This window comes from Staphylococcus sp. FSL W8-0304 (genome assembly GCF_038006565.1).
Classification (GTDB): Bacteria; Bacillota; Bacilli; order Staphylococcales; family Staphylococcaceae; genus Staphylococcus; species Staphylococcus epidermidis.
This window is the reverse complement of sequence record NZ_JBBOVL010000001.1, coordinates 474,445-490,846: the sequence shown is the minus strand read 5'-3', so window position 1 is coordinate 490,846 and position 16,402 is coordinate 474,445. Positions and strand designations below refer to the sequence as shown.

Below are 16,402 nucleotides of genomic sequence, written 5' to 3'. Positions count from 1 at the left end.
CTTAACGGTTAACTTAGCTTTTTTATTAATTTTAATTTTATGATACGCAATTATTGAAAATTAATTGATTTTTCAAGATAATCTATGTAAGCGCATTATTATAAATAATCGTATCGTTAGGTCGGAAAATATAATTAGAGGTGACTATGCATGACCCATATTACAGAAAGTGAAATGAAAGAAAAATATCTAGATTTACTCTCACAAAAATTTGACAGTGCAGAAAAACTTGCTACTGAAATTATTAACTTAGAGTCAATCTTAGAATTACCTAAAGGGACTGAACATTTTGTCAGTGACCTTCATGGTGAATACGAATCTTTCCAACATGTTTTAAGAAACGGATCTGGAAATGTGCGTGCTAAAATTAATGATATCTTCAAAGATAAATTATCCCAGCAAGAAATCAATGACTTAGCAGCATTAGTATACTATCCGGAAGAAAAACTAAAATTAGTTAAAAATAATTTCGATTCTATCGGAACATTAAATATTTGGTATATTACAACCATTCAACAATTAATTGATTTAATTAAATATTGCTCATCAAAATATACTCGTTCAAAATTGCGCAAAGCATTACCTGAACAATACGTTTATATTATTGAAGAGTTACTTTATAAGAGCAATGAATTTCATAATAAAAAGCCTTATTATGAAACACTAGTCAACCAAATTATTGAATTAGAGCAATCAGATGATTTAATCATTGGCCTTTCCTATACTGTACAACGTCTTGTCGTAGACCATCTTCATGTCGTGGGCGATATCTATGACCGTGGTCCTAAACCTGATAAAATTATGGATACATTAATAAATTATCATTCTGTAGATATCCAATGGGGAAATCATGATGTATTATGGATTGGCGCCTATGCTGGTTCAAAAGTATGTCTTGCGAACCTACTACGAATCTGTGCACGTTATGATAATTTAGATATTATCGAAGATGCATATGGCATCAATCTACGTCCTTTACTTACGCTTGCTGAAAAGTATTACGATGCTGAAAACCCAGCGTTTAAACCTAAGAAACGACCAGATAAAGACGTCAGTCTTACAAAGCGCGAAGAAAGTCAAATCACAAAAATTCATCAAGCAATTGCGATGATTCAATTTAAACTTGAAATGCCTATTATTAAGCGTCGTCCTTCTTTTGAGATGGAAGAACGTTTAGTTTTAGAAAAAATAGATTATGATAACAATGAAATCACTATATATGGTAAAACATATCCGCTTAAAGATACTTGTTTCCAAACTGTAGACCCTAATAATCCCGCTGAATTACTAGCAGAGGAAAAAGAAGTCATGGATAAGCTATTACTTTCATTCCAACAATCTGAAAAATTAAGACGTCACATGTCTTTCCTTATGCGAAAAGGAAAATTATATCTACCATATAATGGCAACCTTTTAATTCACGGTTGTATTCCCGTCGATGAAGATGGAGAAATGGAATCATTTGAAATTGAAGGTGAACGTTTAAGTGGTCGTGAACTACTCGATGTTTTTGAATATCATGTAAGAAGAGCTTTCGACCATAAAGAATCTACCGAAGACATATCTACAGATTTAGTATGGTATCTTTGGACAGGTAAATATTCATCTTTATTTGGTAAACGTGCCATGACAACGTTTGAACGTTATTTTATAGAAGATAAAGCATCTCATAAAGAGGAGAAAAATCCTTATTATTACTTACGTGAAGATGTTGATATGATACGTAAAATGTTAAAAGATTTTGGTCTTAATCCAGATGAAGGACGTATCATAAATGGTCATACGCCTGTTAAAGAAATTGATGGTGAAGATCCAATTAAAGCTGATGGTAAAATGTTAGTCATAGATGGAGGATTTTCAAAAGCTTATCAATCAACAACTGGTATTGCCGGATACACACTTTTATATAATTCATTTGGTATGCAATTGGTCGCACATAAAGAGTTTAATAGAAAAGAAAAAGTGTTATCAATGGGGGCAGATGAATTGTCAGTAAAACGCGTTGTAGATGAAGAATTGCAACGTAAAAAAATTAGAGATACCAATATCGGTAAACAACTGCAAGATCAAATTGATATCCTCAAAATTTTAATGCACGACCGATATTTAAAATAATATCTTTAAACATATTTAGTAAGTTGATGTGTAATAACATATCTTATCTCCTAATAACTTAAATTAAAAGCGCCCGTACATACACTCATGTACAGGCGCTTAATTCATGTGCTAAAGTATGCTATGTTTTTTTGAATTAATTAAAGGTCACGTCATTGATTATCTTTTCATAAAACAAATTAATTTTTGTAGTATGACTTTTTGTAACTTACGCAACACATTAAGTTAAATAAGCATTTTTTAAAATACCATAAATACCTGTTTCATGTTCAGGTATATCTCTATTGCTTCGTTTAAACGTCACTTCTTTATCTTCATTGATATGATAGATTAACATATCATTTTCTGTAATTTTTTCATAATCTTCTGCTGGTACTTCAACAATATTATGTTGTGTAATAAATTGATTAAACCAACGTGGGGTATGATTTTCATCAAATAATATATGATTTCTGATTGGACCATTTAAATTGTTTCGTGCTTGCTCATCATTAAAAGATACTGGCATCATATCTACATTATTCAAGCCAAATTCAGGTACCAATTCATTAAATGCTAAACTGTTAAAGATAAACGATTGTGTCATCAAAATACATTTATTATAGCGTAATAAATCAGAATAAATTCTATCATTACTAGATAAAAGATTACCTTTAAATACTTCGAACCCAGCTTCGTGGGCTTTTTCTGATGTGTTTTCAAATAAGTTGAACATCATGACGGGTATACCATGATCCCTTAGATTAATGCCGAGATGGAATGAAAATTCACTTTCTCCGACGATGATTACGCCAGGTGGCTCTGTACTTGCTACACCGAACAGTTTACTTAAAGGTGTAAAACCAAATCCATAAATGACTACCGTGATAAATACAAGACCAAAGGTTACTGGTGTAATATATTGAGCCATAGGAATTTTATCGTCCATAAATAAACTTGAGAAGAATTGTGCCACTGTTAAAACCACAATACCTCTAGGCGCCATTAGTGCTACTACTGCACGTTCCTTTTTAGTTATTTCAGTACCTAATGTTGAAAGAAGCACTGAAATTGGTCTTACTAATACAATCATAACCAAACTAAAGAGTATGAGCTGCCAAGATAAAACGTTGAGCAGCACATCTTTAGTTAAAGAGGACGTAATTAAAATAAATACAGTACTCACAAGTATAGAAGATGCATTATCTATAAAGTGGTCTGATTCTTTAAAGATGAGATCGTGACGTTTTTTACGCGCCATCATTAAGCCGAAAATTGTTACAGCTAGTAAGCCTGATTCTGATAATATCTCATCGCAGATACTAAATGTTAAAAGAATAAATACAAACTGAATGGGTGGCATTAAACTTTGAGGAATTTTATCTTGACCTATAAGCCAATTAAATAGAAAGGCTGCACCAAAACCTATTAAAATTGCAGCTAAGAGTTTCAAGATAAAGAGAATAATAACGACAAAGCCTATCCCTTCCTCAAAAATCTGGAATACATAAAATGCAGTGAGTGCAATAATAGGTCCAATAGGATCCAATATAATACTTTCCCATCTTAATACTGAATCGACATTTCTTTTTACTTTCGCTTGCTTTAATAAAGGTTGAATCACAGTTGGACCAGTGATTAAAAATAGACCCCCAATCACAAACGAAATGGATAAAGGGAAACTCATTGTTATATGTAAAGCAATCGCTCCTAAAATCCACGCAATCCCTGCACCTATGGTTATAATTCTTATAACAGCTTTAGAAATGCCTTTTAATTCTCTAAAATCTAGATTACTACTACCTTCAAATAAAATAATTGCTACAGCAAGAGATACAATTGAACTAAATGCCTCAGGTCCAAGTGCCTCTTTTGGATTTGCTAATCCAAAAATAGGTCCTACAAGTAAACCTACGATGGCCATGACAACAATCGATGGCCATTTTATTCTACTCGCTAACCATTGACTAAAAATGCCTAGTGCTAAGAACAACACAATCGTTAGCATCACGGGCAAGTCCAATGACATATTAAACACCTTCTTTATTTCTAATTCGATTTATATACTTAATATTGACCTATACTACCAAAAATGCTTTGCAATTGCATTATGATTTGCTTAAAGATAATGTAAACATTTAAATGAAATATATAGATTTAAGTTAGATGGCACTTGACTATACGCAGTTATCTACCATCTTATTTAATCATACCACACTTAAACGTACACCCTATTTATACAATGGTACATATGTGGCGAACTTTACTGTTTATTTTTTCAGTAAAATCATCTAAAATAGATTAATGTAATTTTTAAAATTTTTGTAGAAAAAATTAATCTAACTTGGATAGCGCTTGAAGGGATTTGTTTATTAAATGAACAATGTTAAAGAATCCATCATTGTTGCCTTCGCCTTTGTAGGTGTTGTAGTTGGAGCAGGATTTGCAACAGGTCAGGAAATTTTCCAATTCTTCACTAGTCATGGTATTTACAGTATTGACGGTATTTTTATTACTGGACTTATCATAACTCTTGGAGGAATATTCGTATTAAATACTGGCTTTCGTCTTAGATCTCAAAACCACTCTGAATCTATTCGCTATTATTTACATCCAACAATAGCTAAATTATTTGATATTATACTTACAGTATTTTTATTTTCTCTAGCAATTATTATGACAGCCGGCGGAGCATCGACTATAAATGAAAGTTTTGGTTTGCCTTTTTGGATAAGTTCTCTCATTTTAGTAATACTTATTTTGTTAACATTATTTCTAAAGTTCGATCGTCTCATCGCTGTTTTAGGAGGAGTAACACCATTTCTTGTGGCAGTCGTAGTAATGATTGCAGTGTATTACTTTATTACTGGTGATTTAAACTTTAGTGACGCCAGTCAATATTCAAATCAAAATAAGTCGATTTCTCCTGGTTGGTGGTTTGACGCAATTAATTATGCTAGCTTACAGATTGCTGCTGCATTTAGCTTTTTAACTGTAATGGGCGGTAAGCTACGATATCAATCGTCCACAATTTATGGTGGACTTATCGGTGGTATTATTGTGACTTTACTATTACTTTTGATTAATTTTGGTCTTGTTACAGAATTTAATCAAATTAAAGAGGTAGCATTACCATCATTGCTACTTGCTAAGCAGATTTCTCCATCCATTGGTATTATCATGTCTGTCATTATGGTTTTAGTCATATACAATACAGTAGTAGGTTTAATGTACGCCTTTGCATCACGCTTTAGTCGACCGTTTACGAAACGCTATTATATTCTTATAGTTATGATGGCGATAATAACATTTGCTTGTACTTTTGTGGGATTCATTTCTCTCATTGGTAAAGTATTTCCTATCATGGGACTTTTTGGTTTTATCTTATTAATTCCTGTGATATACAAAGGAATTTTACGAAAATAATAATCTTAGCCTAGGACAAATTGTCTTAGGCTTTTATATTGTCAATAAGGTAAAGAGTTAAACACATACTAAACAAATTTTAATTCTATTAGCACTTCCTGTGTGAGTTAACCAATCTATTTAAACACTATTTACCTTCTTAATGGTTGCTCATTTTCTTGAAGTTCAGGAGAATTTTAATATAAATAACGCAATTTAAATTTAAAACTGATTTTTCAGGGAATAATTCTAATGGAGGTGTTTAACATGACAAACCAATTATTTATTAACAATGAATTTATAGAAAGTCAGTCTAAAGAAACAATGGATGTCATTAATCCAGCTACTGGCGAGGTATTTGATACTATCACTCTTGCAACTGAAGAGGAAGTAAACGACGCAATTGAAAAATCGCAACAAGCACAACTTGAATGGGAGCGCGTGCCTCAACCTACACGTGCAGAACATGTTAAATTACTTATACCTTTATTAGAAAAAAATCGCGATGAAATAGCTCAATTATACGTAAAAGAACAAGGTAAAACTTTAGCGGAAGCTTATGGAGAAATTGACAAATCAATCTCATTTATCGATTATATGACAAGTCTGAGTATGTCAGATAAAGGACGTGTTCTACAAAATAGTATTGCAAATGAAACGATTCAAATTATCAACAAACCTATCGGAGTTACTGCTGGTATTGTGCCATGGAACGCACCGATACTTGTCCTTATGCGAAAAGTCATTCCAGCTATAGTAACTGGTTGTTCAGTAGTGATTAAACCTAGTGAAGAGACAACGTTACTCACTCTTCGATTAGCTGAATTATTCAGAGCATCAACTATACCAGCAGGGTTGATTCAAATTGTTCCTGGCACTGGAGAAACAGTAGGTACACAATTAGCTTCGCATAAAGACATTCAACTTATTTCTTTAACTGGAAGTATGAGAGCTGGTAAGTCTGTTTACGAAAATGCTGCTCAAACTGTAAAGAAAGTAAATTTAGAATTAGGTGGAAACGCACCAGTCATTATCACATCAAATGCCGATTTAGATAAAGCAGTTGACTATATTGTGACAGCCCGTATAAATAATGCAGGTCAAGTTTGTACGTGCCCTGAACGTATCTTTGTACATGAAGATGTCCACGATGACTTTTTAAATAAACTAACTTCCAAAATGAAAAACTTAACTGTTGGAGATCCATTTGATGAAAACACCGATTACGGCGCAATTATTAACCAAAAACAACTTGATAGTATTCATGAAAAGGTTCAAGATGCTATTAAAAATGGTGCAACATTGATGACTGGTGGACATCAATTAAAACGCCATGGTTTCTTCTACGCACCAACGGTATTAGATAACGTTAGAAAAAACGATAGTGTCTTTAAAGATGAAATTTTTGGTCCTGTTCTTGCGATAACAACATACCGTAATTTTGAACAAGTGATTGAAGACGCTAATGATACAAACGCTGGCTTATCTTCTTATATCTTCTCTGAAAATTTAACAGAAGTAATGACAGCAACCGAACGTCTAAAATTTGGTGAAGTATATGCAAATTGTGAGGCTGAAGAAGTCGTTAATGGCTATCACGCAGGTTGGCGTGAATCAGGCTTAGGTGGCGCTGACGGTATTCACGGTTTTGAAGAATACTACAATACCACAGTAAGTTATATCAGATACTAATGTAATCATTATCATATAACTAACGGGATGGGTTTAACGTTTTATTTAGAACGTTAGACCCACCCCGTTTTTAATTATTGAGTGCGCGATTTAATACGTGAATGTTCTTTTTCATTAATGATTGGTATGAAATTGAATCATCATTTTGCTCCTCTTTAGTCAATACAGCTAAATTATGAAAACTTAATGGTTTCGTATCTGTTTCTTTCTGAATAACATCTGTAATTTTGGAGGTAATATTTTGTTCATATAAAACATAAGGCGCGTGCGAATGCTGTATATCTTTAACGATATTCAAAATCTCTTTTTGACTAGGTTCTTCATCATTCATACCTTTAACACCTTGTTGTTTAAAACCATAACGATGCGCTAAATATCCAAGCGAATCGTGTGATATCACAACTTTATCTCTTTTAGAATGCTTCGTTATTGATTGTAGCTGTTGATCAATATGCACAATATCTTTATTTACCATTTTATAATTTTTCTTGTAATAAGCTTGATGTTTAGGGTCTTTCTCTATTAATTTCTCTTTAATCATGAAAGCGAATTTTTGATTTAGAACAGGATCTAACCAAACATGAGGATCTTGATTCGATTCTTCATGATGTGAATGATGCTCATGATCTTCATCATGGTCTTTAGAGTGAATAAAATCACTTTGTTTGAGTCCTTCGGCAAGCGCTAATTTCATGCTATTATTGGTCATCGAATTCGTAATCTTTGCAGCGACAGGATCTAATTGATGACTTGAATAGACAAACAGATCACTTTTGGCAATATTAATCATATCTTTTTGTGTTGGTTCATATGAGTGTAAATCAGCACCAGCAGGATAGATTGATTGCGCGTCAACATATTTTCCACCAATCTGTTGTGTCAAACTTTGAAATGCGTATACAGTCGTGTATACTTTCATTTTATTCTTGTCATTAATACTTTCGCGTTTACGATGATCAAAGCTACTGCATCCGCTTAACATTAAAATGATGATTGACACTATAATTAATTTCTTCAATATAAGTGCTCCCTACTATGACCAATTTATACGCTTATCACTATATCCGTTACATTATAAAAAAGCAATAGTTATCAATATAAATGTAAACTGTAAACCAATTATGTTTGAAAACGTCAAAGCGTGATAAATATAACTATATACTATTTTAAAGGAGTGAACGTCGATGGCTGCAGAAATTAAACAAGGCGATCATAAATTCTATGTAGGTGATGACGAAAATAACCCAAAAGCTGTTATTACATTTAAAGAGGTTGATAACAATGAGATAGACATCGATCATACTGGAGTTTCTGATGAACTCGGTGGACAAGGTCTAGGTAAAAAATTAGTTAATCGTGTTGTTGAACATGCACGAGAAAACAATCTAAAAATTATCGCTTCTTGTCCATTCGCAAAAAACATATTAGAAAAAGATGATCATGCACAAGATGTTTATTTAGGATAGTTTATGTGAATGTACTCATATCAATTTGAGATATACGTCATTCGTTTATTTCACAGAAAATTTATAGCAGTTGACTAAATATGCAATATGTTTATCAAATGGCCACACATATAGTCAACTATGTAAGAGTAGGACTAATTTCAAAATAATTTAGTTCTACTCTTTTATTTAGATTTTATATTAGTTCAATATATTAGCTATTTTAGTATCTTTTAAGTATATTAATTATACTTATTTTAAAATTGAAAGGAACACGAAACGATGACAAATTTTCATTCTATAGATGCTACACAAGTAACAAACGTCACTTTAAATGTTAAAGATTTAAATAAATTAACTGATTTCTATTCTAATGTATTAGGTTTTTCTATTGAAAAACAAACGAATCAACAAACCGTATTCAACATCGGAAATCTTGGTTATACTTTAACTTTAAACGAACTCAACAACGGTCGACAACCCGAATTTAGAGAAGCAGGTTTATTCCATGTTGCTTATCTTTTACCGACTCGTATCGATTTAGCAGACTTCCTTTATCATGCTAACAATCTCAACATCGCAATGGGTGGTGGAGATCATCTTGTTAGTGAAGCGCTATATTTCACTGATCCTGAAGGTAATGGTATTGAAGTCTATCATGATCGTCCTTCAGAAGACTGGGTATGGCGAGACGGTTTTGTCAAAATGGATACATTGGAAGTTGATGTCAATGATTTAATGGCTCAACGCTCAAACGAAGGTTGGCAAGGTTGGCCGGAAGAAGGAAAAATCGGCCATTTACATCTCAAAACCCACAATTTAGAATCAGCTTATGAATTTTATGTTGAAAAGCTAGGGTTCGAACATATATCTAATTTCCCACAAGCACTATTTATGTCTACTCAAAAGTATCATCATCATATAGCTACAAATACTTGGCAGTCAAATAAGATTAGAACTCAAAATGAACAAACTTATGGTTTATGTCACTTTGACATATATCAACCTAATGCAAATACTACTCATGTTACTTCACCTGAAGGCTTTGACATTACAATTCATAGTAACGAAACAAAATAACGATGATAACTTATCTTAGTTGATACACACCTTATTTTGAATAAGTTATCCAAGTTACCGATAACTTGCTTTGCCCTGGGAATTTCTCGGTGAAATTCTCTTTGTTGGGGCCCCGAACCTCAACTTTTCTAATCCATTGAATTCCAACATATACTTCGTCTTTATGGGGTTTGATAAAAGTGTTTGATATAAGGTAGATGTATTTTCTAATGGTTTGTCTATATATTAAGAAAACCTGAGACAAGATTGATGTGTACTATACCTCACAATGTTAGAATTTAGTCTAACTTTGCGTTGCACTCAATGTCTCAGGTTTTTATAATTTTATTTATTTTTCATTAATTTTACTTCGCTTAATGCTTGCTGACGTATTCTTTCTTCATCTTCTCTAACCCAGTTTGGAATTAAAAAAGCATCAATAATAGCCCAAATTAATGTAGGAATTCCAAAAGTAAACCAAACAGTTAATAATGTTAAGACTAATAATCCAACTCCACTTCCTACTTTACCATGATAAAATCTGTGTGCTCCAAATCCTCCTAAAAAGAACCAAAGTACATAAGATACAGCAGTAGATTTTCCACGATTCGTTACTTGTTGTTCAATATAACTTTTTTCTTCTAAATTCATAAAATCCCTCACAACATTATATATTTAAAATTATTGTACCATACAAAATATAAAAACAAATATTAATTTATTATTTTTTACCGGATAAATAAATTTTTGTGTAATATTTAAAATTATTTTTGGCTTTTAATTGAAGTAAAATTCCAACAAAAAACAGGATGCACGCATACGCATGCATCCTGTAAAATGCCTCTTTTTATTAATATAAACCTTTAGTTTGGTTGCTTGTATCAATAAAGATATTTTTAACTTGTTGATAGTTTTTGATAGCATCTTTATATACTTCGCGCCCAATACCTGATTTTTTATATCCTCCGAATGGCGCACCTGCAGGAATTTGATTATAAGTGTTAATCCAAATACGACCTGTTCTCATAGCTTTAGCTACATTTAATGCACGATTTATATTTGTAGTAAAGATACCTCCAGCTAAACCATACTCAGAATCATTTGCAATTTCGATAGCTTCTTGCTCATCATCGAATTTTTCAACTACTACAACTGGACCAAAGATTTCTTCTTGAGCAAGTTGATGTTTATTATCGTTAATCTCAATAATTGTAGGCTCAAAGAAGTAACCTTTGTCTAAGCCGTTATCTGTGATTCGATGACCACCAGTTAAGATGTTCGCTTTGTCATCTTCTTCAGCAATTTTTATATAACTTTCAATTTTATCTAATTGTTCTGGTCCAGTTTGCGCACTCATTTTAGTATCTTCATCAAATGGATCGCCAACTTTAATATTTTCAAATGCTTCTTTCAATTTTGGCAATAATTCATCGTAAATAGATGATTGTACTAATAATCTTGAACCTGCACTACATACTTCACCTTGGTTAAATAATATACCAAGTTGAACACCTTCAATCACTTGCTCTAAATTAGCGTCATCAAAGATAATATTAGCACTTTTACCACCTAATTCTAATGTTGTAGGAACGATACGTTCAGCACCTGCTTGTGCTACACCGTAACCCACGTCAGTAGAACCTGTAAATGATAATTTGTCTACACCTTCATGATGGAAAATAGCGTCTCCTGATTCAGACCCTTTACCAGTTAAGACATTAACTACTCCTTTAGGAAGAACTTCTTGGAAAATTTTAGCAAGTTCAATTAATGATAAAGGCGTAGATGATGATGGTTGAATTACTACTGTATTACCTGCTGCTAAAGCTGGTCCTAATTTCCATGATGCTAATAAAATTGGGAAGTTCCATGCTACTACTGCACCAACAACTCCAACAGGTTCATTAACAACTAAACTCATTGTATTTTGATCAATTTCATTAACTGAACCTTCGTCAGTTGTTAAAACGCTAGCAAAATACTTAAATTGATTGGCTGCTTGTGGTACATCAATTGTTGATGTTTCACGATAAGGTTTACCATTTTGCAGTGATTCAACCGTCGCTAAATGTTCAGTTTTCTCATGAATACGTCGACTAATTTCTAATAAATAATCTGCACGTTCTTCTTTAGAAATCTTACTCCAACTATCAAATGCATCATGAGCTGCTTGAACAGCTTTATCTACATCTTTTTTACCAGCGCGTGCAACTTTAGCTAAATCTTCACCATTAGCTGGATTAGAAACAGTTAATGTTTCCCCACTATCACTAGCTTGGAATTCATTGTTAATAAACAAGCCGTAACTTTCATCTATATAATTTCTTACGTTAATATTTGTCATTAAAACCCATCCTTTTTTAGTGATATTTGAAGTAATCGCTTATCCCTAATAAAATGTAAGCGTTTACTTAATGTAATACCTATTTTAACCTCTTTTGTAAATAATGCAAAATTATCTGTTTGCATCATCATTAAAAGCGACTATTGTATGTTGTACCCGCTTTGAATTTTATTATTCAACGTATAAAAATTCTATTATATTCAACAAAACAACCTGAGACTTCAAGTAAAAGTCTCAGGTTGCTTATATATTAATTATTGATAACTCACTTAATCTTACATTCGTATAATCGTACTAGATTAAAGTTCTCACTATCGTGAGTTAACTATGATATTTAACATAAATCCATGTTATACCCTGGGTTTCATAGAATTTCTTTATTCAATCCAACTAATGATGTCGTCTTCGTTTTGTCTAACTTTGCCATGTTTAGGTTCTTGTGCTCTGTAACCAAAGCCTACCATAACTGAAATACCAAATTGTTCCGTATCTAAAACACCCTCATCTGAAAGAATTTCAGTCACTTTATCTAAATCAAATCCTTCAATTGGACATGAGTCGATACCTAGTAATGCAGCACTTGTCATCATGTTTGCTAATGCAATATATGTTTGTTTACTCGCCCAGTCATATAATGTTCGTTCATTATCGGCAATATGGAAACTTTCTTGGAAATCATCAAATTTATTTTCAACTGCTGGAATTGTACTTTCTTCATATTTTTTGACGCCACGAAGTAAATGTTGCACGTAATCTGTATGAGCCGTCACATTCTTACGAGCAAAAATTAATACAAAGTGACTTGCTGTATCAAGTTGCTTTTGTGCTCCCCAACTATAGGCTTTCAATTTTTCTCTCAATTCTTTATTTTGAACCACTACAAAGTGCCAAGGTTCTAAACCTAGTGAACTTGGAGATAATCTACCTGTTTCTAAAATCGTATTAAAATCTTCATCACTAATTTTTTTCGTAGGGTCAAATTCTTTTGTCGCATGTCTAAAATGGAATGCATCAATAATCGTTTGATTCATCTGATTCATAATCATACCTTCCTCTCTTTACTTCTGTTGATACAAATTATATACGACTTCAAAAAGTAACTAAAGTAATTGATTTCTAATCTCTTCAGCTCACTTATATAGTTAGTATAATTTAGAAATTTAAAAGACCTATGAAGTAACTTGTTTAGTGAATTAAATCACATATAATTAAAAAATCATAAGTACTGACTTGTGAATGTTTTTACTATTTATTAATTACAAATTTTAGAAATGGGGTAATTTTTAATGACAAAAATTATGTTTTTCGGCACAAGAGCATATGAGAAGGACATGGCATTACGTTGGGGAAAGAAAAATAATATCGATGTCACTACATCAACAGAACTTTTAAGTGTAGATACTGTCGATCAATTAAAAGATTATGACGGTGTTACAACAATGCAGTTCGGTAAATTAGAACCTGAAGTTTACCCTAAATTAGAGTCCTATGGTATTAAACAAATTGCACAACGTACGGCTGGATTTGATATGTATGACTTAGAACTTGCAAAAAAACATGAAATTATTATCTCGAATATACCTAGTTATTCACCTGAAACAATTGCTGAATAACTAGGTATCTATCGCTCTGCAACTCGTACGAAAATTCCCAACAATTGAAAAACGTGTGCAAGCACATAATTTCACATGGGCGTCCCCTATTATGTCTCGTCCAGTAAAAAATATGACTGTAGCAATCATCGGTACAGGGCGTATTGGTGCTGCAACTGGTAAAATCTATGCTGGTTTTGGTGCGAGAGTAGTTGGTTATGATGCATATCCTAATCATTCTTTATCTTTCTTAGAATATAAAGAAACAGTAGAGGATGCAATTAAAGATGCTGATATTATCTCATTACATGTACCCGCTAATAAAGATAGTTTCCATTTATTTGATAACAATATGTTTAAAAATGTTAAAAAAGGTGCCGTTTTAGTCAATGCCGCAAGAGGAGCTGTGATAAACACGCCTGATTTAATTGAAGCAGTAAATAATGGTACATTATCAGGTGCTGCCATTGACACATATGAAAATGAAGCTAATTATTTCACATTTGATTGTTCAAATCAAACGATTGACGACCCAATATTATTAGACCTAATTAGAAATGAAAATATTTTAGTTACACCTCATATTGCCTTTTTCTCCGATGAAGCAGTACAAAATTTAGTAGAGGGTGGTTTGAATGCAGCATTATCAGTAATTAATACTGGCACATGTGATACGCGATTAAACTAATACGAATAAAGTCAGTAATCACTGTAATCAAGATATTATTTATCATTATTTCGATTTACTTAACCTATATCATTACATCACAATATCACTTGGTATTGTTGCGAATAAAATAAAAAAGACTTTACTTTTCTAAAAAAATGGTTAAGTGTCTGTACATGTTAACGTTTCAGACATTTAACCATTTTATTATTTATTGGAATAACCGAGAACAACATTTTCGATTGTTGATAGTACGCCTTGTTCATCATTGGAAGGTGCCACATGACTCGCTATATCAAATAATGATTGATCTTCACTATTAGCCATAACATAACTATGTTCGGCAAGCTCCAACATATCTTTATCGTTATTTGCATCTCCAAATGCCATTAAATGTGAAGCAGGCATTTGCCATTCTTTTAATAATCTAGACAAAGCTTGACCCTTAGTCATATTTGGCATAATAACATCTATACTATCTCTCCCACTTGATACTAGTTTAATATCGTCTTTAAACTTAAGAGCTAATTTCTCATCTAAGTCTGGATGAGTCTGACGATTTATATTGAAAGCAATTTTCACATAATCATCATCAGGTAATGTTTGTAAGGAGTCAACCTCTATTAGTTGGTGATAATATGTACGTGCATCTTGCTTAAATGCTTCGCTTGTTTCTTTTAAAATATATGCACTTTTTACACCACAAATAATCAAATTGTTTATCTTTTGATTCAAATTTAAATAATTTACAACTTTTTGAAAAATATACTGATCAAAACTTCGATAATTGTAAAGTTGATTACCTTTATAGATGACTGCTCCATTTTCAGATATAAAGAACATTTCCCTATCTCCAAAAATTGATTTTAGCTTTGCAAATTGATTCCCACTCGCAGCTATAAACTTAATATTTTTATCTATTAATTCTTTAAAAATAGTTTCAAAACGATTTCGATCAAACTGTTTATTTGTGTCAAGAAATGTTCCATCCATATCTACCGCAATGGCTTTAATCATCGTTAATCCCCCTATCTATAGATTAAAATTCATAATCATTATATAGCTGTTGGATTTGGTATTGAAGCAATATCAAATATAGTGAAAACATATTCATATATTGAAATTGTTTTCAACATAAAAAATAATTACCTTTGTCATTCACACTATCGCTTAATATATAAGATAAATCTCTTATTTTCATTTATATAACTTGAATCAAAAATATTAAAAAGAGCCAAGGACATTCACTTTGTCCTCGACCCTCTAATCAATAAGTTATTAAAATTTATTTTAACAAAGCATCTTCTCGAAGAAGAACATAATTAATACAGTTTATTACGTATCTTTCACTTATAAGAATATTAGTTAATTTGTGTAGCTATGAATATTTTCCTTGTTTCCCAAACACCCGTTTCTTCGTTATAGTCATCGCAAGTAATTAATGTTAATTGATTTTTCTTATTAGGATGTTCGTCTAATACCTTAACCTCTGTAGGCTTAACATCACGTATTTTAGTTATTTTATACTTTCTAGTTTGATTTCCAGTTTTAAAATACACTTTACTACCGATTTTGGCTGATTTTAAATTTGTAAATTGATAGTGCGAACGATCTGTAAACGTATGACCAGCAATTGAAATATTCTGTTGATTAAGAGATTCGTCACCTTCTGCAAAACTAACACCTCTATTGAGTTGTTCTGGTGTTGCTGGACCAGGGTATACTGGTTCTTTTATTTGCGCATCTGGAACTTCTATATAACCAGCCATTTTAGATTTATCGGAAGGTATCTTTGGCGTCGATTTAGATGTCTTTGTCTGTTCTTTTTCCTTTTTATCATAATTTTCAATTTTATGATCGTTATCTTTTTCATGAAGATAATTATCGATATATGGCTTTGAGAATAAATAAATAGCTAAAATGATTAACAATACGCCTATTAAGGTGATTAATCTATTCATCCACTGCTTCATTTATGTTACTCCTTTATATTTATTTCGCAAATTATATAATTTTAGTTTAGTATAGCATTAAATTAAAAATTCAACATTACATGGTGTGATATCTGAACTAGATGAGAATGCCTGAAGATGATGCATTGTCT

12 protein-coding genes and 1 pseudogene are annotated in these 16,402 nt (G+C 32.1%); 6 read left to right on the top strand and 7 right to left on the bottom strand.

Annotated features, from left to right (window positions below):
• Positions 1-150: 150 nt before the first annotated feature.
• Positions 151-2,115 carry a fructose-1,6-bisphosphatase gene (locus tag NST35_RS02080; protein ID WP_002458199.1) on the top strand — a complete coding sequence of 655 codons (1,965 nt, stop codon included), beginning with the start codon at positions 151-153 and terminating at the stop codon, positions 2,113-2,115.
• A gap of 220 nt (positions 2,116-2,335) precedes the next feature.
• Here the strand turns inward: NST35_RS02080 and NST35_RS02075 are convergent, their stop codons facing one another.
• Positions 2,336-4,123 carry a cation:proton antiporter gene (locus NST35_RS02075; RefSeq protein ID WP_002458200.1) on the bottom strand — a complete coding sequence of 596 codons (1,788 nt, stop codon included), beginning with the start codon at positions 4,121-4,123 and terminating at the stop codon, positions 2,336-2,338.
• Between the two features lie 347 nt (positions 4,124-4,470).
• Between NST35_RS02075 and NST35_RS02070 the strand changes: the two genes are divergently transcribed.
• Positions 4,471-5,520, top strand: a complete 1,050-nt coding sequence (locus NST35_RS02070) for a YkvI family membrane protein (protein ID WP_002458201.1) — start codon at positions 4,471-4,473, stop codon at positions 5,518-5,520.
• Between the two features lie 246 nt (positions 5,521-5,766).
• The gene (gene aldA / locus NST35_RS02065) at positions 5,767-7,191 is read left to right on the top strand and encodes an aldehyde dehydrogenase (protein WP_340747241.1); all 1,425 of its coding nucleotides are present in this window, start codon (positions 5,767-5,769) and stop codon (positions 7,189-7,191) included.
• A gap of 70 nt (positions 7,192-7,261) precedes the next feature.
• On the opposite strand, the gene NST35_RS02060 is transcribed toward aldA, so the two are convergent.
• Positions 7,262-8,209, bottom strand: coding sequence for a metal ABC transporter solute-binding protein, Zn/Mn family (locus NST35_RS02060; RefSeq protein ID WP_002458203.1), 948 nt, complete (start codon positions 8,207-8,209; stop codon positions 7,262-7,264).
• A gap of 166 nt (positions 8,210-8,375) precedes the next feature.
• Here NST35_RS02060 and NST35_RS02055 point away from each other — a divergent pair, with 166 nt between their 5' ends.
• Positions 8,376-8,657 (top strand): GNAT family N-acetyltransferase, encoded by a 282-nt coding sequence (locus NST35_RS02055; protein WP_020360598.1) that lies wholly within the window; start codon positions 8,376-8,378, stop codon positions 8,655-8,657.
• Positions 8,658-8,918: 261 nt separating this feature from the next.
• Positions 8,919-9,716 carry a VOC family protein gene (locus tag NST35_RS02050; RefSeq protein WP_002458204.1) on the top strand — a complete coding sequence of 266 codons (798 nt, stop codon included), beginning with the start codon at positions 8,919-8,921 and terminating at the stop codon, positions 9,714-9,716.
• A gap of 324 nt (positions 9,717-10,040) precedes the next feature.
• Here NST35_RS02050 and NST35_RS02045 read toward each other — a convergent pair whose 3' ends face one another.
• The 3 genes from NST35_RS02045 to NST35_RS02035 all read right to left on the bottom strand — a co-directional run bounded on the left by NST35_RS02045 (position 10,041) and on the right by NST35_RS02035 (position 13,079).
• Entirely contained in the window at positions 10,041-10,346 is a 306-nt protein-coding gene (locus tag NST35_RS02045; RefSeq protein WP_002458205.1) for a TM2 domain-containing protein, read from the bottom strand.
• A 199-nt stretch (positions 10,347-10,545) separates the two neighbouring features.
• On the bottom strand, positions 10,546-12,039 hold the full coding sequence (locus NST35_RS02040) for an aldehyde dehydrogenase family protein (RefSeq protein ID WP_002501529.1): 1,494 nt from the start codon (positions 12,037-12,039) through the stop codon (positions 10,546-10,548).
• Positions 12,040-12,416: 377 nt separating this feature from the next.
• Positions 12,417-13,079 carry an NAD(P)H-dependent oxidoreductase gene (locus NST35_RS02035; protein ID WP_002468280.1) on the bottom strand — a complete coding sequence of 221 codons (663 nt, stop codon included), beginning with the start codon at positions 13,077-13,079 and terminating at the stop codon, positions 12,417-12,419.
• Positions 13,080-13,325: 246 nt separating this feature from the next.
• Here NST35_RS02035 and NST35_RS02030 point away from each other — a divergent pair.
• Positions 13,326-14,319, top strand: a pseudogene (locus NST35_RS02030) (D-lactate dehydrogenase).
• Between the two features lie 186 nt (positions 14,320-14,505).
• Here NST35_RS02030 and NST35_RS02025 read toward each other — a convergent pair.
• Together NST35_RS02025 and srtA are read right to left on the bottom strand one after the other, a co-directional pair.
• The gene (locus NST35_RS02025; protein ID WP_002438142.1) at positions 14,506-15,315 is read right to left on the bottom strand and encodes a Cof-type HAD-IIB family hydrolase; all 810 of its coding nucleotides are present in this window, start codon (positions 15,313-15,315) and stop codon (positions 14,506-14,508) included.
• A 344-nt stretch (positions 15,316-15,659) separates the two neighbouring features.
• The gene (gene srtA / locus NST35_RS02020) at positions 15,660-16,271 is read right to left on the bottom strand and encodes a class A sortase SrtA (RefSeq protein ID WP_001831599.1); all 612 of its coding nucleotides are present in this window, start codon (positions 16,269-16,271) and stop codon (positions 15,660-15,662) included.
• Between the last annotated feature and the right edge of the window lie 131 nt (positions 16,272-16,402).